The following is a 25,275-nucleotide window of genomic DNA, read 5'->3' as shown; positions in this document are numbered from 1 at the left end:
CGACATTACTCATTTAAAATAGTTTGATATTATGAAAAAGTTTACGGTTATGGTTTTGTCCGCGATGTGTTGCGGACTGGTTGTGTTGTCGGCATGTGGCGGTGGTGCCGCTTCGGGTTCGGCTGCAAGTAGCGATGCTCCTTTGGGACGAGTGCCCGCCATTTTTGTAGAGGTAGCTGCAAAGAAGAAAGCATTGGATGAGAGCTTGCGTAAAGAAGATGATTTGGACCGTTATCAAAAGAAACTGAAAGAGTTTGATGAATATGCGGCTAAGAGTTATCAGAAGGCGGCGGAAGAGGGCGAGAAGCTCGTGGGACGCGAAATTGTTTGCACCGGAGACGTATATCCCGATTTCCAGGTAACAGGCGCTAAAGTGGCGGAATATCATGCCGGAAGAGAAGCGGGCAGCGTAATTGTACGGGTAACGGTTGTTCCCAAGCGTGATATTGTGGTGCGTGAGACAAAACGTAAATGTGCCGAAGGTGAATACCCGCTGAAAGATACCCGTCTGTATTTCGCCTTGATGAAAGCCAATGACCATTTGATTGAACTCGGACAGTTGAACCCCTTCAACAGCAATTCTTATAACAGCTCTTTAAAGGCCGAATATGCTCCCGGGCAGATGATTCAAGCCGGTGTGCCTTGCCATAGTGAAGGTGCTCCCGTTTACATAAACTGCCATACTTACGACTTTACGGAGTTTGCCAAGATTGTATTCTTGGCAGAGAAAGACTATATGGCTGTACGCAAGCAAGCCTATGGTTTCTGATCTTAACGTATAATTCTCCAATTAAAAAGCAGACAAAATGAATAGGCTTTTCAGATATTACTTATTACGGATAGTAAAATGATAAAGTGAAATGGAAATTATAATTGTGATATTGGCTTTGCTCTCTCAGATATTGGGCTTGTGCGGCTTTGTTTTCTCGTGCTTCTTGTTTCTGAAATTCAGCAGTATCAAAGGTTGGTTCAATAAGAAAGCGGGTACGGAGATTGTATCTTCATTCAGCTTCCGTTCTATCCGTACATTGATTATAACAGGTGGGCTGGGTTTTATAATGATGATAGCAGGTATGCTTTCCTACGCATTACTCTTTATGGACGAGACTCCTGCGGATGCGCAAGCTTGTTGGCTTGCGGGGATATATGTGGCATTGGTTTTGGTCTATCCCGTTTGGCGTGTTGTGCGCCGTATTCGGAATTGCAGTCAGGCGGAAAACAAGAAGGCGGAAACATGGCGTCTGTTTTATGACGTAGCGGTAAATCTTGCTGCACTGTGCGGAGGATTATTGGTACTTGTTGTTTTGTCTTTTGTAGCGGTTATCTTGTCATTCACCAAATGGAGCCATTTTGTACCCGGTCGCTTATACGAAATGGCGGGAGTGGATGTTGTGCCGGAATCGAAGAAATATTATTGGGTTGGTGCTGCATTGGGTGTAGTTGCAGTCTTTTCGCAATGGCTTAGTTCGAACAGTCAGGATATAATTGGCGGGGTGGTATGTGTCTCTGCCCTTGCTTTGATTGGTTATGCCTGGTATCAGATACGTAGCGCAGCGCCTGAGAATAAGAAGCGGTTGAGGTGGCGGTGGGGATATATGATATTGACCACTTATGCCGTCTTCACCATTACTTGGATATTGATATTCGTGGCAATCGCGCTCCTTATTCTTTATATCGTGCTTGCAGCTACCGGCAATACGGGTGGCAAGGACAAGTATAAAGTGACCTGCGACAATCTGACGGATGATGTGATAAACGGAAGGGGAATTTGTAAGATTACAAATGCCAGATGCCGGATGCGTGATACCGGAGTTTGCCCATATAATTAATATTAGTTAAGTGAATACACATAATTAGCTTATACTATCTGTCATTCAGAGTGTAGCGAAGAATCTACTCTCTTGATGTATACACAGAAAAGAGATTCTTCGCTTCGCTCTGAATGACAAATGCTCTTGATATAAATTAAATTTCAACACTTACTTACTTGCTTAAATAATATACAATATGTTGATAAAGAAATGTTTTTTTGCTTTTTTAGCTGTGGTAGTCCTGTGGGCTTGCAGCGATGGTGAGGATACAACGACAGAAAGCGCGGTTGTTTTGGATAAGACCACCCAGACTACCCAAACCGTATATGCGGACGAAACGCAGAAAAACGAAGGTATCAAGTTTACCGCTACCGAACCCTGGACGGCAACCGTAGACGAAGTGACAACGAAAGCTGAAGGCAGCAATGTGGATTGGCTGAAACTGAGCGCTTACAGTGGGGGCGCCGGTGAGTTTACTTTGAATCTGACACTGACGCCTAACACTACCGGCAAAAGCCGGAAGGCGGAGATCCGTATCGTTGCGGGTAAAACAGTACTGACTATCACCGTTGAGCAGAAAGCGGAAACAGAGAGCGGGGAAGAGGTGGTAAAAGCAAAGGCGGTAAAGAAGATTGCGTACAAGTTGGTGGATAATGCACTAAAAGCGGAGTATCCGGAATATTCTGATAATTATACGTCAGAGAAACTGTTTACTTTCAGTTATGATGATAAAGGGCGTGTGAAGGAACTTGTAAGAAAGGAAATTGACCGCCGTACGCAAATCAGTACGATGACCTTTGACTACGCAACAGCAGGCAGAATCAAAATGAGTGAGAAATGGGTTGAAGACGGCAATCACTTGTATGATGAAGATTACATTGCCATCCTCAATGAACAGGGAAATGTAATCAATCTGCAAGCCGACGACAAAGAAGCAGGACGGTTTGAAGATTATATCCGCTTCAGCTATACGGACGATAACCGTCTGGCGCAGTGGAAAGATGCGGATGCCGGCAGCGAAACCAGCTATGTGAAATATTCTTATGCTAACGGGCTTTTGTCTAAGTACGAATATGTCAACGGTAAGGCTTCCGACGATGATAGAACCCTTAACATCGATATGGATAAGGCATATGCCAACCGGTACCCCAATAATGCATCGGTAGATGTCATGTGGATTTTGGAGGATGATGACGATTATGATTTCCTTTATCTTATCGGACGTCTGGGCAAGACAAGCGATTATGCACCGGAAGTGCTTCCGGCTAACTCCTTGCGCTATGACGAGTGGAGCAGTGTGTCTCCTGTCTATACAACTCCGAACGTCACTGTCGATGCGTCATATATCTCTATTGAGTGGTCTGATAAGGACTTGGTGATGAGCTATACGTATGATGCGGATAAGTGTCTGACCGGAATAAAGACTGAACGTGCCTTTACCATGAAGAAGACAACGTATAAGGTTCATGTTGGCAATGAGCTGAATAATCCCAACAATCCGGAGGAAGGCTATAAGTATACTACATCGGATAAAAGAACAGTTGATGCGGGTAGCGATAAGAATGTCTATACCTGGACAATGGAGTATTAGACTTACATAAAGATATTGCTTATGAATAAGTTTCAACTATTTCTTTCTTTTCTCTGTATCTGCCTGCTGGGCGGTTGCAGTGAGGAAGACGAAGCGGGTGGCATACGTCTTACTGACGGTACGACCTCCAATCAGACAATTTTTGCAGACGAAACAGCTCCTGATGGCGGCATACATTTCACTACCGACGGGGCTTGGACAGCAGAAGTAACAATGGCTTCCACTAAGGCCGATGGAGACGATGCAAACTGGGTTAGCCTCGATAAGTACAGTGGCAATGCAGCGGGTGACTATACGATAACTGTTTTTACCCGTAAGAACTATACAGGGAAAGACCGTAAAGCCTATATCAAAATTACCTGCGGTTCTACTCTCACTATTACGATAGAGCAGAAGGGTACCACCGAGTCGGGAGATATTCCGGTCAGTTTCGATCAGACCTTCGATGGCAAAGCACCCTATGTGAAGTTGGAAGCGCAAGAACTTCCCTTACCGGCTTTTGTGCATGGTCACTTTGCCGTGAACTTCAAGACAAACCTGATAGAACCGCCTCTGCTGATAATGGAACTGCCGGGCGTGGAAGAGCAAGAAGAAGATATTGCGGTTGTTGAGGACATAATGCTGTCCGGGTCAGATGACGACAGCCGTCTGCTACTGACAGTCTTTCCCAATACGCAAGATAAGGAGCGCGTGGTAACTTTGCGTTTCCTTACGCATGATGAAGAGCAGTTGGCTGCCGTTGTATTAAGACAAGAGCGGGGAGCTGTGTGCCGCTTGCTCGATAAGCAGATGGAAGTAGGTGGACTGGTGTTCCGCTTTCAGGCGAATCCGCAAGTCAGTTCTGTGCTTTACGGGCTTTCGGACAAGCAGTTGCAATCGGATAAACTCATAGAGGAATTCCTTTCCGACCGTACAAAGTCGAAAGAACTTTCGCTTGCCGAAGGTGCGGAAGAATTCACCTTGAACTTCGACGGTTTGCTGCCTGCCACAACTTACTATCTCTATCTGCTTCCTTTTCATAAGTCGGGAGATGGAAAAGCTGATTACGTAAGGGAGGAAGCTACTACCTCAATGCTCGATAGCAAGCATGATTTGGTGTTGGAAGTGAGTGCTAACGCAGTGAACGACTTTACTGTCCGACTTCCTTTCAGTGACCACAACCTCAAAGGGACAATAGATTGGGGAGACGGTACTGTAAATAAGGTAGAAGGATTTAATCCGGAGGGTATCAGCCATAAATATAATGTGCAGAGCGCCACTACCTATGAGGTACATTTTTCAGGAGTATTGACTTCACTCGAATTAGTGCCATATATACGTGAGGCAAAAGAGAATACGTTGCTGGCTGTCAAGCAGTGGGGATATACCGGACTTACCCGGATTGACCTCGGCGGTTTTAGTAGCCTGAAATCCATAGTTACCGATACAGAGGGCGCTTTTCGCAACGTGGAGCATTTTGGTGTAGAACCTTATGGCGGCAGTTTTACGGATACAGGCATCGAGTCCATCCCGGATGGCTTCTTTAAGTATGCGGTAAATGCCACCAGTTTTGACTATACATTTGGCAGTTGTAAAAACTTGAAAAGCATTCCGGCAGGATTGTTTAAGAATTGTGTGAAAGCAACTTCATTCCAACGGACTTTTATAGAGTGCGGATTGCTCAAGGAGATTCCTGAAGATATATTCAGCGGATGTAAGGCTGCGACAACCTTTTCTACAACATTCGCTATGTGTACTTCGTTGGAGAATATTCCTGCCAATCTCTTTGCTAACAATACAGAGGTGACATCGTTTGAGGGTACTTTCAGTCATTGTACAAGTTTGAAGAGTATTCCCGCAACGCTGTTTGCCAATTGCGGAAAAGTGCTTTATTTGGGTATGAGCAAGCTGCGCGATGATAGTTACAGAGGAGGATTGGGAGTATTTCAAGAATGCGAATCTTTGCAAGCAATTCCTGAGGCATTGTTTGCCGGTTGTCCGCTTGCTCAGGATTTTTCTTACGCGTTTGCCGGATGTAAGTTGCTGACTTCATTACCCGGAAACCTGTTCAAACAGAATACCAAGCTCCAGCAAGTAGAAGGTACTTTTATGAATTGTAAGGCACTGACATCCATTCCTACCGGACTTTTTGATAACAACCGCAAGCTTATGAATGTGGGATGGACTTTTTCACAGTCTCCGAATATAGAGGGTGAGTCTCCTTATACTCTGATAGAAGGCAAAAAGGTGCACTTGTACGAACGCGGGAATTACCCTGCGGAGTTCATAGCCTTGCAGGAATACCAAAGATGTTTTAATCAATGCACAAAACTAACGGACTATGCTGCAATACCCGAATCTTGGTAATCATGAGTCTGTCTGATTCATTGTTTTTACACAGATAACCGGGCAATAAAAAACGGATGATGTATCACTCAAAAATACATCATCCGTTTATAGTAAATACATCATCTGTTGAAGGCAAACACATCATCTGTTTGCCCTGAGCGGATGATGTGTTTTTTTACATTTCTTTAATCAGTTCCATGCCGCGCTTGATAGCCTCTTCATTCATCGGTATCAAGTGGTGGTGACGTTCGGGGAGTGTCTTTTTCAACCCCTTGATGACGTTCTCCAAAGTTACGATGGGAGCAATCTTCAACAGACCGCCCAATACAATCATGTTGAATGCTTTGGCGTTGTTCATTTCGTTGGCGGCATCCATGGCATCGATACGGTAGACGTGGATATCCTTACGTGTGGGCGGGTTGATAATGCCGTAGCCGTCATAGATAAGCACACCGCCGGGTTTTACCTTACTCTCGAACTTCTCCAGCGAAGGTTGGTTCAGGATGATAGCCGCATCATACTTGCTCAGAATAGGTGAGGAGATTTTCTCGTCACTTACAATGACGGTAACGTTTGCCGTACCGCCGCGTTGTTCCGGTCCGTAAGCCGGCATCCAAGTCACCTCTTTGCCTTCCATCAGTCCGGAGTATGCCAAAATCTTTCCCATGGACAATACACCTTGTCCACCGAAGCCTGCTATAATGATTTCTTCTTTCATTGTTCTTCTGTTTTTAGCATCATTATTTATCTTTCAAGTCACCTAACGGATAGAAGGGGAACATATTCTCCTGCATCCATTTGTTTGATTTCTCCGGAGACATCTTCCAGCCGGAATTACAGGTAGAAACAATCTCTACGAGGTTGGAACCTTTGCCTGCCATGGAGTTCTCGAATGCCTTGCGGATGGCTTTCTTCGCTTTGCGGATGGCGGGAACGGTTTCCACACTCTGGCGGGTGACGTAGGCCGTACCTTCCAGTTGGGCGGCAATGTCGGCAATCTTCAGGGGATAACCGTGCAAGTGCACGTCGCGTCCGTAGGGGCTGGTAGAAGTCTTCATGCCCACAAGGGTAGTAGGAGCCATTTGTCCGCCGGTCATACCGTAGATGGCATTGTTGATGAAAACAATGGTTATGTTCTCGCCGCGGTTCAGCGCATGGATTGTTTCGGCAGTACCGATACAAGCCAAGTCGCCGTCGCCCTGATAGGTAAATACCAAACGGTCAGGCCACAGGCGCTTGATAGCGGTGGCAAGTGCGGGAGCGCGTCCGTGAGCGGCTTCCTGCCAGTCGATATCTATATAATTGTAGATAAATACGGCGCATCCCACCGGGGAGATACCTACGGCCTTATCTTCCATTCCCATTTCTTCGATTACTTCGGCAATCAGTTTGTGAACCACACCGTGGCTGCATCCCGGGCAGTAGTGCATGGGATTATCGTTCATCAGAGTCGGTTTCTTGGCAACCAGATTCTCAGGTTTGATAATATCTTCTTTTGTCATAATCACTTCTCCTTATCTGTTGGTGAACCGTATGAAAAACTCCATGAGCTTTACGAATATAGCTGCGCCGCAAACGTATATAAATAGTTTGAAGTCGTCTCTTGCCGCAAAGTACACAATGATAGCCGCCAGGGCAAGTACCATGAAGAGGATATTCAGTACGTTTCTTATTTTATCAGGATTCATTTCTTAATCAGTTTTTCTTTCAATGCAATTACAATTTCATCCGGGTCGGGGACGATACCGCCGAGGCGTCCGAAGTGTTCCACATTCACTTTACCGTTTACAGCCAGGCGGACATCTTCAATCATCTGTCCGGCATTCAACTCGGTAACCAGCATACCTTTTACCTTGTCGGCATAGGCGGCAATGGCTTTGCTTGGGAACGGCCACAGGGTGATAGGACGGAGCATACCGACCTTGATACCTTCTTCACGGGCCAGTTCCATAGCTTTCTGACCGATGCGTGCCATAGAACCGAAGGCTACAATCAGGTATTCGGCATCGTCGCAATGAATCTCTTCGAAACGTACTTCGTTTTCTTCGATTTCCTTGTATTTGGCTTGGAAGCGGATGTTGTTCTTCTCCATTTCTTCCGGTTTCAGTTCCAGAGAGGTAATGACGTTGGGCTTGCGGCCGTTGGTTCTTCCGGTAGTGGCCCACGGGCATTGCTCGATAACTTCGGCATCCGTGCGGCGAGGTTTCTGTGCGGGGAGCACCACCTTTTCCATCATCTGGCCGATGACACCGTCGGCAAGGATAATAGCCGGGTTGCGGTACTTGAAAGCCAACTCAAAACCCAAACTTACGAAATCCGCCATTTCCTGTACGGAAGCGGGGGCGAGGGCGATGAGGCGATAGTCACCGTGACCGCCGCCTTTTACGGTCTGGAAGTAGTCGGCCTGGCTTGGCTGAATGGTTCCGAGTCCGGGACCGCCACGCATCACGTTTACAATCAGACACGGCAATTCTGCTCCGGCAATGTAGGAAATACCTTCCTGCTTGAGGCTGACACCGGGGCTGGATGAAGAGGTCATCACCATTTTTCCGCTTCCGGCGCCACCGTATACCATATTAATAGCTGCCACTTCACTTTCTGCCTGGAGCACTACCATGCCGGTGGTTTCCCAGGGTTTCAGTTCGGCAAGTGTTTCCAATACTTCTGATTGGGGAGTAATAGGATAACCGAAGTATCCGTCGGCGCCACAGCGAATGGCTGCATGGGCGATGGCTTCGTTTCCTTTCATTAATACAACTTCTTCTGCCATATTCTTCTTATTTATTCTACTTTTACTTTATAAACCGAGATACATCCGTCCGGACATACAGTTGCACACGAACTACATCCGTTACAGGTATCTTCCAATATCTGGTGGGCATAATTATACCCTTTTACATTCACCTCTTTGGTGAGGGCTATTACATTGAGCGGACAAGCCACGACACACAGGTTGCAGCCTTTGCAACGTTCGGTGTCTACTACGATTGCTCCTTTGATTTTTGCCATAATTACGTTCTTTTATTTATTGATTGTACATATCCTTATGAAAGAAATTCAGAATATCCATCACCATGTTGCGGGCTTGCCGGGCGGGACTGTCCGGATTGAGGTCAATGGCATATTGGTAGTTATTCAGCGCCTGCTGCCAGTTGCTCTGCTTGCGGTAAGCATTCCCCCGGAGGTAATAGGCTTCGTCCTTCTCGGGGAAATCGGTTTGAAGTATTTCGTCAAGCTGAAGGATGGCCTGCTCTATATTTCCCTGATTGATAAGCTCTTTTATGGTATTTAATTGCTCCATATCATTCTGAGTTCCGGATTATTGAAGTACAAAGATAGTTTTTATTTAAAGACAATAGTCAACTTATCTGCTAAAAATAAGAAAATAAGGGGAATAAATAGCCCGGAATCTTTATTGCTTTTTGTCACAATGTAAAGGTTCCGGGCTGAACTATATGAAAATGTGGTTGTCTTACTTTACAAGTTCTCCGTTTATATACAAATTCTTGAACGTAATGTCTTTTGCTCCTTTTATTTGGTTACCGCCTTTTTCTACATTATTAAAGCGGGAGTCTTCCACACTTACGTTATAAACGTGCTTATCATCATCAAGTCCAATGATGAGAACGCCGAATTTGCTCTTTTCGCAAGTAACGTTCTTCAGATGTACGTTGCGTACGGTAGGGGTATAACCGCGGTTACATTTCTCGCGGTTTTCGTATTGCAGGTTGATACGGAGTACGGCTTCACGACACTGACCGACAGTGACGTTGCGTACGAACACATTTTCTATCAATCCACCCCGGCAGGTACTGGTCTTGATGCGGATTACGCGGTCCAAGTCCGGACTGTCCATACGGCAGTTCTCTACGAATAAGTTTCGGTAACCACCGGATATTTCACTGCCGATAACTACACCTCCATGACCGTTTTTCATAAAACAGCCGCGTACAATGATATTTTCGCTGGGGATATTCCATTTACGACCGTCTTGGTTACGTCCGGATTTGATAGCTATACAGTCATCGCCCGTATCGAAAGTACAGTTCTCTATCAATACGTTTTTGCAGGATTCCGGGTCGCATCCGTCTCCGTTGGGACCGCGGTTGAACACGTGTACGCCGCGTACGATGAGGCTTTCACAGAATAATGGATGGATAACCCAAAACGGTGAGTTCAGCAGGGTGACATCTTCTATTAATACTGTGTTGCAAGAATAAAGGTTGATAAGCTGCGGACGCATACCGTCTTCGGGCTTCATGATACGTTTATAGATGGGAGTAGAGGTTTCACCGTACATTAGCAAACGCTCGCGTCCGCCATTGCGTTGGGCAACCATTCCTTCTTTCCAGCCATAGCGTGGTGCGCCACACATAGACCACCAAGTGTCATTGGAGCCTTGACCGTCAATCGTACCTTTACCGGTAATGGCGATATTGGTTTCGCCGTATGCATATATCAGCGGACGGGCGTTGTAGCAGTCCAAGCCTTCCCAACGGGTAATGACTGCAGGAAAATAAAGGCTTTGGTCGGTGGAGAATTTTAGTACGGCACCTTCCTCCACGTGGAAATTCACGTTGCTTTTTAGGGTGATAGGACCGGTAAAGAAAGTTCCTTTAGGCACTACCACTGTTCCGCCACCGTTCAGGCTGCATATTACAATGGCTTGGTTAATTGCTTCGTGGCAAGGATTGTCCGGAGTATCTGGTTTTGCACCAAAGTCTGTGATGAGATAAGTGCGATTTGGGAAAGAGGTTCTCTTGATTTGTTTTTCAATTTTAGCGCTTTCCTTGAAGGCTTTGTCAAAGTCTATCGGGTTGGCCATTGCCAGAGTTATCGATAGAAGGAGAGAAATGAATCCGATTGCTTTCTTCATGCGTTTTTCTTTTATGTTCTTAAAATGGTACTTAGATTACGTTGACAAAAATAGGAAAACTCTCCAAATGACAGAGATGAGTTTTTGATTGAAAGTGTGTAATAATTGATTGAGTTGAAGGGAAGCCGGCTTTGCGAGATAAAAAATATCCCGTGAGATGAATAAATGAATTCGTCTCACGGGATGAAATAGTTTGCTTTTAGCTGATAGCTATTCTTTTACAGGTATCTTTTCCACTCTCCGCTGGTGGCGTCCGCCTTCGAACGGAGTAGAAAAGAACTTGGTCATGATTTCATTCGCCTCTTGGTTGGTGATGAAACGTCCCGGCATAACAAGTACGTTAGCGTCGTTGTGCTGACGGGCAAGCCCGGCTATTTCTGCTGTCCAGCACAATGCGGCACGAATACCTTGGTGCTTGTTCAGCGTTATGTTGATTCCGTTTCCACTACCGCAGATAGCGATACCCGGATAGCACTCATCAGCTTCCACTGCCAGTGCCAACGGATGTGCAAAGTCGGGATAGTCCACACTTTCGGGAGAGTAAGTGCCGAAGTCTTTATATTCCCAGCCTTTGGCTTCGAGCCATTGCTTTACGTATTGTTTTAATGCGTATCCGGCATGGTCGGAACAGATTCCTATTGTTTTCATAATATAAATGACTCTTTTGTTAGATCATTGCTTTTACTTGCTTATATACATTTTCTGCAGTAAAGCCCAGCTTTTCGTCCAATACTTTGTAAGGAGCGGAGAAACCGAATGATTCCAGTCCCCAAACTTTACCATGAGCACCTACCAGACCTTCCAGTGTAACAGGTAAACCGGCTGTCAGGCCGAATACTTTTGCATTTGCAGGAATAATGCTTTCTTGATAACCCGGAGCTTGGCTGCGGAACAAACCTTCTGACGGAGCAGATACGATACGTAACTTGATACCGTCTTTGCGCAGCAGTTCTGCACCGGCTACCAGTGTAGATACTTCCGAACCGGAAGCTACAAGGATAATATCCGGATTTTCATCTGATCCGGCTACGATATAAGCACCTTTGGCTGTTTGGCTGTAGTCGTTTCCTGCGGGTAGATTGACGATATTCTGACGAGAGAAAATCAAAGCTGTCGGGGTAGATGTATTCTCCATTGCGAGTTTCCATGCTACGGTTGTCTCTTCTGCATCAGCCGGACGAAGTACCAACATTGAGTTGTGCCCCTTGTGGTTCTTCAGTTTTTCCATCAAGCGGATTTGAGCTTCCTGTTCTACCGGTTCGTGAGTAGGACCGTCTTCGCCTACACGGAATGCGTCGTGTGTCCAAATGAATTTAACCGGAACTTCCATTAGAGCGGCCATACGTACAGCAGGCTTCATGTAGTCGGAGAATACGAAGAATGTTCCGCAAGCGGGGATTACGCCGCCATGCAGAGCCATACCGATACAACAGCAAGCCATTGTCAGTTCGGATACGCCTGCTTGGAAGAATGCACCGCTGAAATCACCTTTCTTGAAGGCATGAGTCTTTTTCAAGAAACCGTCTGTCTTGTCAGAGTTGGACAAGTCGGCAGAAGCAACTACCATATTTTCCACTTGAGTGGCAAGAGCGCCAAGTACAGTAGCTGATGCAGCACGTGTAGCCGAATTGGCTTTTTGCTCGATAGCTGCCCAGTTTACTTCAGGAGCTTTACCGGAGAAGAAAAATTCCAGTTTGGCAGCTTTTTCCGGGTTAGCTTTAGCCCATGCGGCTTTGGCTGCATATTTTTCTGCCATGATTTTCTTCAGTTCGGTAGCACGTGTGGCATAAAGCTCGGCTACTTCCGGGAAGATAGTGAACGGGTTTTCAGGGTTGCCACCCAGATTCTTGATAGTATTTACGTAAGCATCACCGCCCAGAGGAGCACCGTGAGTAGCACAGTTGGCTTCATAACTGCTACCGTCTGCCTTGCGTGCGCCTTTACCCATAACGGTATGACCTATAATCAGTGTAGGACGTTCTGTCTCTGCTTTAGCTTCGTTGAGTGCGCCACGAATAGCATCTGCATCGTTACCGTCGATTTTGAGAACTTTCCAGCCCCATGATTCGTATTTCTTTGCAGTATCTTCAATGGTTACATCTTTTGTCTCGGTAGAGAGTTGGATGTCATTTGCATCATAGAACATGATGAGGTTGTCCAGACCCAGTGCACCGGCGATACGGCCTGCACCTTGTGAAATTTCTTCTTGAACGCCACCGTCGGAAATATATGCGTAAATTGTCTGGTTCATTACTTCTTCAAAACGAGCTTTCATGAACTTGGCTGCAATAGCTGCTCCAACGGCAAAAGTATGTCCTTGTCCCAACGGGCCGGAAGTGTTTTCAATGCCGCGTGCCAAGTCACGTTCGGGATGTCCCGGAGTAGGGCTGCCCCATTGGCGGAACTCTTTCAATTCGTCCAATGTGAATTTACCGGCCAGTGCCAATGTAGAATAAAGCATCGGTGACATATGTCCCGGATCGAGGAAGAAGCGGTCACGACCTTCCCAAGCTGGATTCTCAGGATCGTATACTAAGAACTCAGAGAAGAGTACATTCACAAAGTCTGCGCCTCCCATAGCACCGCCTGGGTGTCCGGAGTTCGCTTTTTCGACCATAGAAGCAGCAAGGATACGGATATTGTCCGCTGCGAGGTTCATAAGTTTCTTGTCGTTCATATTATTAAAATATTGTTATAATTTGAATATTCTACAAATGGATTGATTTCTTGCTTGTTAATTTTAACAGGGACAAAGATAACTCTTTATGCGTAATCCGCAACATAGAATGTGTCTCTTTTTTCTTGTCCCTGTTATTCTCTTATCGTTTTAATTACAATAAGCCTTTACCGCTGATTTACTGTAACTCAACAGTAACAATTGATTTGGCGGGAAGTTTTATTTTCATTACCCCTTTATTGATTTTTACCTCTTTGAAAGGAACTAATTTCACTTTGTCAGGGTTTTCAAAAGAATTGTAGTCAGTTATCTGTGCAGAAGTCAGCATTTCTCCCACAGCTTTTTTAGCTTGTACTCCCGGCAGATTTACAATAACTTCCTGCTCGTTATCTACATCAACGTTTGACAAAGAAATATGAATTTTTCCGTTCTTGTCTTTAGATGCTGTAGCGCTGATGAGGGGTAATGTACGGTTATCGCGTACGGTAACCTGCTTACAATTTCCTTCAATGGGCAGATAAGTGGCATCCTGATGCACCTTGTACATCTTGAAAACATAATAGGTAGGGGTCAGTACCATATCTTTTCCTTTGGTCAGAATCATGGACTGAAGTACGTTGACAACCTGGGCGATGTTTGCCATTTTCAGACGATCGGTATATTTGTGGAAAATGTCAAGAGACAAGGAAGCAACAAATGCATCGCGCATTGTGTTTTGCTGGTAGAGATGTCCTCTGATAGTGCCGGGTTCTTCATCCCACCATGTTCCCCATTCATCGAGTAGAAGGGCTACATTCTTGTCTTTGTCATACTCGTCCATAATAGCGCAGTGCTTCTTCAGAACATCTTCTATTTCGCGGCATTTGCCCATAGTCCAGTAATAATCGTCCTTGTTGAACTCTGTGGCAGAACCCTTGCTGCCACTCCAGCCGGTAACGGTGTAATAGTGGAGTGAAAGACCGTTCATACGGCTTCCTACACGGTCCATGAGGACTTTCGTCCAGTTATAATCATAATCGCTGGCGCCACTGGCTATTTTGAACAGGCGATTACTGTCATAGTTACGGCAGTAAGTAGAGTAGCGGCGATAGAGATCGGCATAGTATTCGGGACGCATACTTCCGCCGCAACCCCAGCTTTCGTTACCTACGCCGAGGTATTTTACTTTCCATGCTTTGTCACGACCATTCTTCCGACGCAGGTTTGCCATCGGAGAGTCACCGTCGGAAGTCATATATTCTACCCACTTGGCAAGTTCCTCAACAGTTCCGCTGCCTACGTTTCCGCTAATATACGGTTCACAGTTCAGCATTTCGCAGAGGTTAAGAAATTCGTGTGTCCCGAAGCTGTTGTCTTCGATAGTGCCACCCCAGTTATTGTTTACCATTTTGGGACGGTTTTCTTTGGGACCGATACCGTCCATCCAGTGATATTCATCGGCAAAACAACCGCCCGGCCAGCGAAGAACGGGAACCTGAAGTTCTTTCAAGGCGTTGAATACATCAGTACGGTAACCTTTGATATTAGGTATATCGGAATTCTCTCCTACCCAAAGTCCTCCATAGATACAAGTACCCAAGTGCTCGGCAAACTGGCCGTAGATTTCTTTAGGAATAACTTGTGTGCCTTGGTCGGCATGAAGCGTAATTGTAGCACTCTGTTGTGCAGACAAAGATACAGATGCAGCTAATAAAACACTGCTGAATAATAGTTTGTTTCTCATAACGGTTATAGTTATATGATGTGAGTAAATATATGTATGAATAAATTTAGCACTTATTTAAGTAAACGGATTTCATAGATAGCGGGAGTCCATTCTGTTTCATCCGGACTGAACCGTATCGGATAATTGCCGGCGCTTAATTTCCGAGACAAGGGGTAACAGACTGTTATGAAACCCTCTTTATCAGGTTCGCTGATTGTAGGATTAACGGTCAGTTTCTCATTGTTAAGGAGAATTGTGACTTTCATTTTATCTTCTTTTCGTGTGACAATCATCAGTCGACCGGCTTCTTCTTTTACTTTCAGATTATAGCTGAACCAACTTTTGGCACGTCGGAAATGACGGTCTTTGTTTGTTCCTGCCTCCGCTTGTTCGTATTGGATGCCATGATCAGATTCCGGTTGTTGCTCACCGGGGAAAATGATGTCTACCGTTTGGTTGGCAAGTTCCATGGCTTTGCGTTCTTTCAGTTCCATTTCTTTACGGATGCTTTCTGCCTCTGTTTGGGTCACCCGATGGAAATAAATCGCATAACGGGAATCGTGCAGGCGGAAGAAAGGTATCAGCTTCAGCGCTTCTTTCTGTGCCGGGTACACACTTCCGGTATAGTTGAATGATAGCTGTTTGTCATCTGTCTTTCGGACTGCTTGGGACAGTGATTCGGAAGAACCTATCAGCATCGGTATTTTCTCCAGAGATACTTGCTTGCCGTGAGCAATGTGTCCGCCACGGCTGTCATCTGCATAGAGGCCGTCCATATTTTCGGTACCGGTAGGGTTGGCAAGTACGACAGGCCCGTACATAAAAGCATAGAACTGTTCTTGGTCGGGTATTTGTTCCAGAGTAACCTGCATCGGTAGGTTCAGGGTGATTTCATCTCCGGCTTTCCATTTACGATGAATTGTCAGATATTCTCCCGGTTGGGCTGTTATATCCTGTACTTTGCCATTAACGGAAACACTTGCTCCTTTTGCCCATGCCGGATAACGGAACTTAAAGCTGAATGCTTTCTTAGTGCTTTTCTCCACCCGGAATCTGATTTGTTCTTCATCGGGGAAACGGCTCTCTTGTGCGAGCACCAGATTTTTCTCCTTCCAAGTCAAGCGGGAGGGGATGAATAGGTTTATATACAAGGTATCCTCGGTATGGGCATAAATGAACTCTCCGTATTTAGTGTGGTTCTCCAGTCCGGAACCTACGCAGCACCACATGGATGTTTCCGGCTGCGAATAAACGCGATAGTGTCCCGAACGCATAGGGGTGAAGTAAACAAAGCCACCTTTTGCCGGCTGCTGGGAGGCAAGGATATGGTTATATAGGGCACGTTCGTAATAATCGGCAAAGCGGCTGTCGGGAGAGCTTTGGAAAAGCATCTTCGTCAAGCGAAGCATATTGTAAGTGTTGCAGGTTTCAGGACCTTGCACATCATTGAGCATGGATGTGAAGTTGTCTGCCGGATGAAAATGCTCACGCACACTGTTACCGCCGATACAGACGGAACGATGCTTGACAACCGTATTCCAGAAGAAACGTGCGGCATGATCCCAATCATGGTCTTGGGTAAGATCGGCGATACGTTTGTAGCCGATGACTTTCGGTATTTGTGTATTGGCGTGCATACCTGTCAGACAATCTTCGTCTTTGGTGAGAGGTTCGAGAAGCGTCTTATGGGAGAATTTGCGTGCCAGTTCTAAATACTTCTTGTCACCTGTGATGTCGGCAACATCGGCAAATGTTTCATTCAGCCCTCCGTGTTCACTGCGTAGCATATCTTGCATTTGCTCGTCTGTGAGTCCTGACGTAATATCCGCCATCCAGTCTGTGAGGGCAATCAACATTTGACGGGCGAGATCGCTCCCTGCATAAAGGTAAGCATCACGAAGTCCGGCATAAGTCTTGTGTATATTATATAGGGGAACCCATTTGCCGTTAAGGTTGAAACTTCCGGCGTGGATATTCCCTTCTTTTATTTCTTTCCAAAGTTGCAGGCTTCCGGGGGTTCCTCCGATGAATCCTGTGCCTACAGCTTGTTGTGCACGATATAACTCGTCCAGCATATAATTCAGTCTATTGTATACGGTTGTGTCTCCGGTAGCGGCATACATCATGGAGAGTGCGGAAATATAATGTCCGCCGATATGCCCGTCCAGTCCGGTATTTTCCCAATTGGTATAACTTGGCGCTTTAGGGGTGAGCCCGGCTTCGCGCAGAAAAGGGGCGAGTAGTTTGTCCGGATTCATAGCCATTATGTAATGTAAGTCGGTCCGCTGTGCTTGTAAGAAAGGGCTTTCCAACAGCTTGACATCTTGAAGGGGGAAATAGGACACTTCTTGTCTGGTTTGAGCTTTCCCGGTTAAAAGAAAGAAGAAAAGTAGTAGACAGGTGAGTGATGATTTCATTGTATCAGGTATTTATAGTATGAAGAATAACTTTGTGTATGTGAACGAATGTATCGGGAGTTGCTTTGATGCCGACAGCACCCATGTGGCAGTCAAAAGTTTCTCCCGCTACGATTACGTTCATTATTGTTCCTAAGCCTTTACCTTTTATTCGAGAAAGTATTCTCTTAAGGCAGCCGGCTGTTTTATAGGAATTACTTTTTAAATTTAACAGCTGCTTCCTCAACGGGTAAGGCTGCTATGTAGTTTTCTATGTATGTGTTGAAGCCTTCTACATCTTCAGCTGTCGGTGATACCTCAATACCGGCATCGCCTGCAAACACTTTTTCATCCAGAAAATCGGCAAGAGTTTGTTGCTTGTCGTTGTTCACAAGATAAGAGCCAAGTAGAGCAATACCCCAAGCACCACCTTCACCGGCTGTTTCCATAACGGAAATAGGTGAGTTTATGGCTGCGGCGAGGATTCTCTGACCTACACCTTTGGTCTTGAACAAACCGCCATGTCCTGTGATTCTGTCAACTTTGATTTTTTCTTCCTTGAACAAAATGTCATTGCCGATTTTGAGAACTCCTACTGAAGCATGCAGATGGGCTCTCATAAAGTTGGCGAGATTGAACTTGTCGTTTGCCGAGCGTACAAACAGCGGTCGTCCTTCTGCAAGTCCTGTTACCGGTTCGCCGGAAATGTAATTGTAAGAGATAAGACCACCGCAATCCGCATTGCCTGTGAGTGCATGGTTATAGAGTTTGCCGTATACTTCATCCATATCTACGGGAATACCTAGCAACTCCTGATACTCTTTGAATAAGTTAACCCATGCGTTGAGGTCGGAAGTACAGTTATTGCAATGTACCATGGCTACAAGGCTTCCGTCAGGAGTTGTTACCATATCGATCATTTCGTATGGCTTTGACAAGTCTTTCTCTAAAACAATCATAGAGAATGATGATGTACCTGCCGATACGTTCCCAGTACGTTGCTTTACAGCATTGGTTGCAACCATTCCTGTACCTGCGTCCCCTTCGGGCGGGCATACCGGTATTCCGGCTTTCAGATGACCTGATACGTCAAGCCTTTTGGCGCCTTCCGGTGTGAGGAAGCCTGCATTTTTACCTGCCGGCAACACTTTGGGCAGGATGTCCAAGAGTTTCCAGTCATAGCCTTTCGGGGCAACCAGCTTATCGAACTTAGCTACCATTTCTGCGGAATAGTCCTTAGTGGCGGGATCTATGGGAAGCATACCCGATGCATCACCTATACCCAATACCTTTTGGCCGGTTATTTGCCAATGAACGAATCCTGCAAGGGTGGTCAGATAGTCAATGTCTTTAACATGTTCTTCATTATCCAGAACTGCTTGGTACAGATGAGAAATACTCCATCTCAATGGAATATTGTAGACAAACAATTGGGATAAAGCTGCGGCTGCTTGGGCAGTATTGGTGTTTCTCCATGTGCGGAACGGAACGAGAATTTCTTCTTTCCTATCGAATGCCATATAACCATGCATCATGGCACTGACACCGATTGCAGCCAGAGTCTCTATTTCTGTATCGTATAAGCTCTTTACGTTTGCACGGAGGTTTGCATAGCAATCCTGCAGTCCGTACCAGATAGCTTCGACGCTATATGTCCAAAGTCCGTCAACCAATTGGTTTTCCCAAGTATGGCTTCCCTGAGCAATGGGCTTATTTTCCTGGTCAATCAAAACAGCTTTTATTCGTGTCGAACCGAACTCTATGCCGAGGACGGCTTTGCCTGTTTCGATGGTTGATTTTGCATCTGTTTTCATAAGTAATAATTCAAAGTAAATATAAAGTATGTGTCAAAACAATATGTTTTGACACATACCCGGGATTTTTAGCAAAGCGCTTTATTCAACATATAGTATACCTCATTCATGCGCAATTCTTTCTTGAACTCGCTGATAGTGGTGTTCTCGTCGATAACAATCATTTCAATACCTGCCATCTCTGCAAAGTCTTCCCAATATTCTACGGTAAGGTCGTAAGAGAAGCTGGTGTGGTGTGTACCGCCTGCCAGAATCCATGCGGCAGCACCTACTTCGAGGTTAGGCATCGGAATCCACAAGGCACTTGCTACAGGAAGTTTCGGCAACGGTTTGCTCTTGATACATTCCACTTTATTTACGATGAGACGGAAACGGTTACCCAAGTCTACAATAGTTGCAGCTACACCTTCACCTTGTTTGCTGGTGAATACAAGACGGGCTGTTTCGCTGTCGATACCGATGCTTAGACGGTGTACTTCCAATTTCGGCTTCTGCTCAGCTATCAGCGGGCAAACTTCCAACATATGTGCTTGCAGAATGGCGCTCTTGTCACCGTCAAAGTTCAGCGTATAGTCTTCAAGGAAAGAACATCCGTTAGGCATGCCTTGACTCATGAACCAAGTCGTACGGTAGAGGGCGGCTGTTTTCCAGTCACCTTCTGCTCCAAAACCGTAACCTTCTGCCATCAGTCTCTGAGATGCCAGACCGGGGATTTGGTCAAAATCGCCTAAATCGTTGAAGTTGGTTGTGAAACCTTTAGCGCCTGTGTCTTTCAATACACGACGAATAGCGATTTCAGCTTTTGCAGAGTTCCATACTTTGGTATAAGCCTCTGTACCTTCTTTTTCGAGTGCGGCATCGTGGTCGTAAAGTTTGAAGTATTCGGCTACGAGTGCTTTTACATCAGCATCATCAACAGCGTTATAATAAGTCATAACATCGTTGATAGGATAGTAGTCCACGTGGTAGCCCAGTACTTGTTCGGCACTCACCTTATCACCGTCTGTAACGGCTACGTTGTTCATCTGGTCACCGAAGCGGATGATGAGCATATCTTGTGCATCAGCCCATGCGGCAGCTACGCGCATCCATGCAGCAATCTGTTTCTGTGCTTTTTCATCTTGCCAGTGTCCTACAACTACCTTGCGGTTTTTGCGCATACGGGTAACGATATGGCCGAATTCACGGTCACCGTGAGCTGATTGGTTCAGGTTCATGAAGTCCATATCCATTGTCTCCCAAGGAATTTCTTTGTTGAATTGTGTATGGAAATGCAGTAACGGTTTTTTCAATTCCTGTAGACCGTGAATCCACATTTTGGCAGGAGAGAAAGTGTGCATCCAAGTGATGACACCGATACACTTTTCATCGTTGTTGGCGGCTTTGAAGGCTGCGGTTACTTCTTTGGAAGAGTTTACCGTGCCTTTATATACCACTTTTACCGGCAGGCGACCGGAATCATTCAAGCCTTTTACCATTTCGTTACTGTGTGCGTCTACTGCGATAACTGCGTCACCTCCGTAAAGAAGCTGTGCTCCTGTTACGAACCATACTTCATATTGATCAAATGCGTTCATACTGTTTTTAATTTAATTGGTTTTCTTATACTTTTACTTTATCTTTTATACTTATTTCTGTCCATAGTAAGCATTGGGGCCATGTTTACGGCTGAAATGCTTTTCTACCAGTAAAGGATTCATGGTCAGTTGCGGGTTGACAGCATAGGCTATCGAAGCCATTTTGGCAACTTGCTCCATAACTACGGCATTATGTACCGCATCGTGTGCATCTTTTCCCCAAGAGAAAGGACCATGATTTTTTACCAGTACTCCGGGGGTATGAACCGGGTTCAATCCTTCGAAACGTTTTACGATAACATTGCCGGTTTCCTGTTCATAAGCTCCTTTTACTTCCTCTTCCGTCATATCGGCAGTGCAGGGAATGGCATCATGGAAATAGTCAGCGTGGGTAGTTCCTATGTTGGGTATATCACAACCCGCCTGTGCCCAAGCGGTTGCATAGGTAGAATGTGTATGTACCACACCGCCGATTTCCGGAAATGCTTTGTAGAGTACTACGTGGGTAGGGGTGTCGGAAGAAGGTTTCAATTTGCCTTCCACTACGTTTCCGTCGAGGTCGACAACAACCATGTCTTCCGCTTTCATATCATCATAGCTTACTCCACTGGGTTTGATGACGACCAAGCCTGTTGCGCGGTCAATGGCCGATACATTTCCCCATGTGAAGATAACGAGTCCATGCTTCACCAAATCAAGGTTGGCACGAAATACTTTTTCTTTCAGTTCTTCTAACATAATGATTAAATTTTAAACTTCGGTGCCTTGCGGTATGCCTTTTCGTTGAATTTGTATAGGGCGGCACCGCGTTTGGAACTTGTTTTATCAATTTTATCCGTTTTTTCTATATAATCCATTTCAGCTATCCGTTTGCGGAAGTTCCGCTTGTCGATGTCTTCGCCGTAAATGGCTTCGTACAGGCTTTGCAGTTGCGAGAGCGTAAACAACTGAGGCAACAAGTTAAAACCGATAGGTTCGGTAGATGCTTTCTGTTGCATCAATGCACGTGCTTGCTCCACCATTGCAGCATGGTCAAAGATGAGTGGCGGCAGCTCATTGATGTTTACCCAAAAAGCGTTGTGCTGCTGTACTAAGTCCCTGTCGTATTCATTGATATTGACCAGCGCATAGTAGGCAACGGATATAACCCGTTCACCGGGGTCGCGGTCAATAGCACCGAAAGAACCGACTTGTTCCATATAGACGTTGTCCAGTCCTGTCAGTTCGGCGAGAACCCGTTTGGCTGCATCGTCCACGCTTTCGCTCTCTTGGACAAACCCGCCCATTAACGACCAGTTGCCCATTGCCGGTTCGAAGTTTCTTTTCAGCAACAACAAGTTTAGTTCTCCTTCGTTAAAGCCGAAAATGATGCAGTCGACAGCTATATAGAACTTGGGATTTATATTATAATAATTCGTCATTTTATAATATTTTGATTACCAGAAATACGCATAGAACAGAGCACAAAGAATAACTACGCCCAAAGAAGCGATTACATCCCATTTGTTCCAACTCTGTCTAATCAGCTGCTTATAACTGCCGGTAAAAGTAATAGCTTCTATCTGCTGGGCGGTAGGTTTCGGAGTGAAGAATGACACTACAACCATTAGTGCGATAAGGAAAACAAGCAACCATATTTCGAAGATAAGCCAGTTTGTCTGCCAGAACCAAGTGGTATATTCCCAATACCAACCGGACATAACATCTTTGCCTGTGTTGGTAAGAATATTGGTAAGCAAGCGTACCATACCGATAATAAATCCTATAATCATAGCAGCTTCACCGGCTTTCGGAGTAATTCGTTTAGAGAATATACCCATAGCAAATACAGCTACCATTGCCGGAGCAAGTAATGACTGAATACCTTGCAGGTAATCATAAAGACTGCCGAGACTCATCATTACCGGAATCCATGCCATACCGAGAATGACTACTACTACTGTAGCCACACGACCTACTAACACGTATGTAGCTTCACTCTTTCCCTTGCACATCGGTTTGTAGAAGTCTTCAGTGAAGAGCGTGGCACAAGAGTTGAAAAATGCTGCCAATGATGCGACTAATGCACAAATGAAGCCAATTGTTACAATGCCCTTTACTCCGGCAGGCAGTACGTCTTTTACCATAACAGCGAAAGCTGCATCCGTGTTGGACATATCAAATTCTCCTTTGGCAGCCAAAGCAGCTGCTACCATACCCGGAATGAGGAACATGAATACAGGCAGAATCTTAAAGTAACCGGCTGCAATACTACCTCGGCGGGCACGTTTCATAACCACATCATTGGCTTCTCCTTTACGTTGTCCGAGTACACGTTGCACAATGTGTTGGTCTGTGCACCAATACCAGAATCCGATAATGGAAGCACCAATGAATACCCAAAAACCGGGATATTCCTGATACATCGGGTCAGCTTCGCTCCAATGGAACATATGGTTGGCACCGTAAGCTTGTCCGTCTGTACCTACGTTCATTGCATTGCGTGCGTGATCCATCATTTCCGTCCAGCCGGTAGCGATACTTCCTCCACCCAAAGCGGATAACCCTAAGAAAAGTACAAGGAAAGAACCGATAATCAGGATAGGGGTCTGGATAGCAGAAAGAGTCATAACTCCTTTCATTCCGCTCAATACAGTGAAAATACCAGTAAGAACAATCAAACCGATAGCTCCGTACCAGAAAGGAAGCCCCAAAAGAAATTCCAGGAATATACCCCCTGTATAGGCTGTTACACTGACTTTAGTCAATATATAAGCAATCAGCGTAATAATGGAAAGCCATGAACCTGTACGCGGTGTATAGCGATATTTTAAGAAATCGGGCATTGTAATGATTTTGCCCATTTTGTTATTTAATAATTGATAGAAAGGGACGAAAAGCCATCCTAAGAGCAGGATCATCCAGCCTTGCATTTCCCAGTGGGCCATACCTACTCCTGACTTAGCGCCGGTACCGGCCAATCCTACCAAATGTTCTGAGCCAATGTTGGCTGCAAAAATAGCTGCACCAATGATGTACCAAGGCTCTCCCTTACCAAACAGGTAGTCTTCACTGCTTGCTCCTTGTTGCATACGTTTGTCCTTCTGTACGGCACGCCATACAGCCCATATCACAGCCATAATGCCGACAATGAGAATTGTCCAGTCGAGCCATATAAACTCATTTGAATTCCAGTTCATTTTGTTTTATGTTTTTAGTGTTAAACTTAAAGTTATTTTTCTACTGAGAATTTGAAAATACATTCACTGTTGTAAGTTTGTCCCGGTTCCAGGATTACAGAAGGCCACTGCGGCTTGTTGGGGCTGTCCGGATAATGTTGTGTTTCCAAACATACGGAAGCGCGCTGATTGTAAACGATACCTTTTTTGCCCTTTACGGTTCCGTCCAAGAAGTTACCTGTATATACTTGGATACCCGGTTCGTCAGTATAGACTTCCAAGCTGATACCGCTTTCGGGGGAAGTTAATTTGGCTGCAAGCTGTTTTACGTCTCCGTTGGTGTTCAGTACCCAGTTATGGTCGTATCCGTTACCGTATTTCAATTGTATGAAGTCAAAATTGGTAATATCCTGGCCTACTGCTTTGGGAGTAGTAAAATCCATGGGAGTATCTTTCACCGGCACTATTTCTCCGGTAGTCATGTAAGTGCGGTCTACGGGGGTGTAGCTGTCTGCATTCACGTATAAGATATGATCTGTGGCAGCTTTAGAGGGGTCACCGGACAGGTTGAAATAAGAATGGTTTGTCATGTTGATAACCGTTTTCTTGTCTGTAGTGGCACTGTATTTAATATCTATGGCATTATCGTCTGTCAGTTTGAAGAGCACTTTGGCAGTCAGGTTACCCGGGAAGTTTTCGTCTCCGTCCGGAGAAACTCGTGTCAGTTCCAATGTCGTTTCATCAATGGGATTGGCTTCATATACTTGGTATTGCCATCCTTTGGGACCACCATGCAGGCAGTGCCCGAAGTTGTTTTTCGGTAATTGAATCGTATCTCCGTCCAACACAATTTTACCTTGATTGATTCTGTTGGCATAGCGTCCGATGGATGCACCGAAATCGCTTGGAATGTTTATGTAGTCGGCTATACTGTCGAAACCGAGAACAACGTCTTTCATCTCACCGTTTTTGTCAGGAACCATAATAGATACAATACGACCGCCGAAGTTGGTGATACATACTTCCATGCCTGACTTATTCTTTAGGGTATAAAGATTGGTCTGGGCATCGTTCACTACAGTTTGGAATTTTGTCGGGTTAAGACCGGAAAGGGTAAGTTCCGTTTGATTTTTTGGGGCGCAGGCGGCCAACATTAATGTAGCCATTCCGGCAATAAAAATGTGATTCTTCATGGTGTTATTTAATTTGAAAATTAGATTCTTATCTTCTTTCGGGTGTAAAAGTAACACTTTTATTTGGTGTAAGATGTACACTTTAATATGTTATGTAACATAAAAGAAAGAAACAGCCTTGAAAATTGTATATTTCAAAGCTGTTTCAG

The 25,275-nt window shown here is 45.3% G+C and carries 21 protein-coding genes; 4 read left to right on the top strand and 17 right to left on the bottom strand.

Going from position 1 to position 25,275, the window contains the following annotated elements; all coding sequences use genetic code 11:
* The first annotated feature begins 31 nt into the window (after positions 1–31).
* From KG118_RS16425 to KG118_RS16410, 4 genes are all read left to right on the top strand, one after another.
* Entirely contained in the window at positions 32–769 is a 738-nt protein-coding gene (locus KG118_RS16425; protein ID WP_117713166.1) for a hypothetical protein, read from the top strand.
* Between the two features lie 91 nt (positions 770–860).
* A complete protein-coding gene (locus KG118_RS16420) occupies positions 861–1,829 on the top strand; it encodes a hypothetical protein (protein WP_117713165.1) in 969 nt (322 codons plus the stop codon).
* Between the two features lie 178 nt (positions 1,830–2,007).
* On the top strand, positions 2,008–3,402 hold the full coding sequence (locus tag KG118_RS16415) for a BACON domain-containing protein (protein WP_233514929.1): 1,395 nt from the start codon (positions 2,008–2,010) through the stop codon (positions 3,400–3,402).
* A 21-nt stretch (positions 3,403–3,423) separates the two neighbouring features.
* Positions 3,424–5,748 carry a BACON domain-containing protein gene (locus tag KG118_RS16410; protein ID WP_117713164.1) on the top strand — a complete coding sequence of 775 codons (2,325 nt, stop codon included), beginning with the start codon at positions 3,424–3,426 and terminating at the stop codon, positions 5,746–5,748.
* Positions 5,749–5,905: 157 nt separating this feature from the next.
* Here the strand turns inward: KG118_RS16410 and KG118_RS16405 are convergent, their stop codons facing one another.
* From KG118_RS16405 to KG118_RS16325, 17 genes are all read right to left on the bottom strand, one after another.
* On the bottom strand, positions 5,906–6,448 hold the full coding sequence (locus KG118_RS16405) for a 2-oxoacid:acceptor oxidoreductase family protein (RefSeq protein ID WP_117713163.1): 543 nt from the start codon (positions 6,446–6,448) through the stop codon (positions 5,906–5,908).
* A gap of 22 nt (positions 6,449–6,470) precedes the next feature.
* Complete coding sequence (locus tag KG118_RS16400) at positions 6,471–7,232, bottom strand: thiamine pyrophosphate-dependent enzyme (protein WP_117713162.1); 762 nt, start codon at positions 7,230–7,232, stop codon at positions 6,471–6,473.
* Positions 7,233–7,244: 12 nt separating this feature from the next.
* Complete coding sequence (locus KG118_RS16395; RefSeq protein ID WP_117713161.1) at positions 7,245–7,418, bottom strand: hypothetical protein; 174 nt, start codon at positions 7,416–7,418, stop codon at positions 7,245–7,247.
* Entirely contained in the window at positions 7,415–8,500 is a 1,086-nt protein-coding gene (locus KG118_RS16390; RefSeq protein ID WP_117713160.1) for a 3-methyl-2-oxobutanoate dehydrogenase subunit VorB, read from the bottom strand. The genes KG118_RS16395 and KG118_RS16390 overlap by 4 nt, the downstream gene beginning before the upstream one ends.
* 11 nt (positions 8,501–8,511) lie before the next feature.
* Positions 8,512–8,739: a 4Fe-4S dicluster domain-containing protein gene (locus KG118_RS16385; RefSeq protein ID WP_004289820.1), complete on the bottom strand. Its 228-nt coding sequence runs from the start codon at positions 8,737–8,739 to the stop codon at positions 8,512–8,514.
* Positions 8,740–8,755: 16 nt separating this feature from the next.
* A complete protein-coding gene (locus KG118_RS16380) occupies positions 8,756–9,031 on the bottom strand; it encodes a tetratricopeptide repeat protein (RefSeq protein ID WP_117713159.1) in 276 nt (91 codons plus the stop codon).
* A gap of 171 nt (positions 9,032–9,202) precedes the next feature.
* Positions 9,203–10,606 (bottom strand): glycoside hydrolase family 28 protein, encoded by a 1,404-nt coding sequence (locus tag KG118_RS16375; protein ID WP_117713158.1) that lies wholly within the window; start codon positions 10,604–10,606, stop codon positions 9,203–9,205.
* Between the two features lie 210 nt (positions 10,607–10,816).
* On the bottom strand, positions 10,817–11,254 hold the full coding sequence (gene rpiB, locus KG118_RS16370; protein ID WP_117713157.1) for a ribose 5-phosphate isomerase B: 438 nt from the start codon (positions 11,252–11,254) through the stop codon (positions 10,817–10,819).
* Positions 11,255–11,273: 19 nt separating this feature from the next.
* Complete coding sequence (locus tag KG118_RS16365; RefSeq protein ID WP_117713156.1) at positions 11,274–13,283, bottom strand: transketolase family protein; 2,010 nt, start codon at positions 13,281–13,283, stop codon at positions 11,274–11,276.
* A gap of 178 nt (positions 13,284–13,461) precedes the next feature.
* Positions 13,462–15,006, bottom strand: a complete 1,545-nt coding sequence (locus KG118_RS16360) for an alpha-N-arabinofuranosidase (protein ID WP_117713155.1) — start codon at positions 15,004–15,006, stop codon at positions 13,462–13,464.
* A gap of 53 nt (positions 15,007–15,059) precedes the next feature.
* Positions 15,060–17,405, bottom strand: coding sequence for a beta-L-arabinofuranosidase (locus KG118_RS16355; protein ID WP_117713154.1), 2,346 nt, complete (start codon positions 17,403–17,405; stop codon positions 15,060–15,062).
* 194 nt (positions 17,406–17,599) lie between these two features.
* On the bottom strand, positions 17,600–19,198 hold the full coding sequence (locus KG118_RS16350) for a xylulokinase (RefSeq protein ID WP_117713153.1): 1,599 nt from the start codon (positions 19,196–19,198) through the stop codon (positions 17,600–17,602).
* Positions 19,199–19,266: 68 nt separating this feature from the next.
* Positions 19,267–20,775 (bottom strand): L-arabinose isomerase, encoded by a 1,509-nt coding sequence (araA, locus tag KG118_RS16345; protein WP_117713152.1) that lies wholly within the window; start codon positions 20,773–20,775, stop codon positions 19,267–19,269.
* A gap of 51 nt (positions 20,776–20,826) precedes the next feature.
* On the bottom strand, positions 20,827–21,513 hold the full coding sequence (locus tag KG118_RS16340; RefSeq protein ID WP_117713151.1) for an L-ribulose-5-phosphate 4-epimerase: 687 nt from the start codon (positions 21,511–21,513) through the stop codon (positions 20,827–20,829).
* A gap of 5 nt (positions 21,514–21,518) precedes the next feature.
* Positions 21,519–22,196, bottom strand: a complete 678-nt coding sequence (locus KG118_RS16335) for an NUDIX hydrolase (RefSeq protein WP_117713150.1) — start codon at positions 22,194–22,196, stop codon at positions 21,519–21,521.
* A 15-nt stretch (positions 22,197–22,211) separates the two neighbouring features.
* Positions 22,212–23,954 (bottom strand): sodium:solute symporter family transporter, encoded by a 1,743-nt coding sequence (locus tag KG118_RS16330; RefSeq protein ID WP_117713149.1) that lies wholly within the window; start codon positions 23,952–23,954, stop codon positions 22,212–22,214.
* A 32-nt stretch (positions 23,955–23,986) separates the two neighbouring features.
* A complete protein-coding gene (locus KG118_RS16325; protein ID WP_117713148.1) occupies positions 23,987–25,126 on the bottom strand; it encodes an aldose epimerase family protein in 1,140 nt (379 codons plus the stop codon).
* Positions 25,127–25,275: the final 149 nt, after the last annotated feature.

Source organism: Bacteroides propionicigenes, from assembly GCF_018390535.1.
Classification (GTDB): Bacteria; Bacteroidota; Bacteroidia; order Bacteroidales; family Bacteroidaceae; genus Bacteroides; species Bacteroides propionicigenes.
This window is presented reverse-complemented; position numbering and strand designations above follow the sequence as displayed.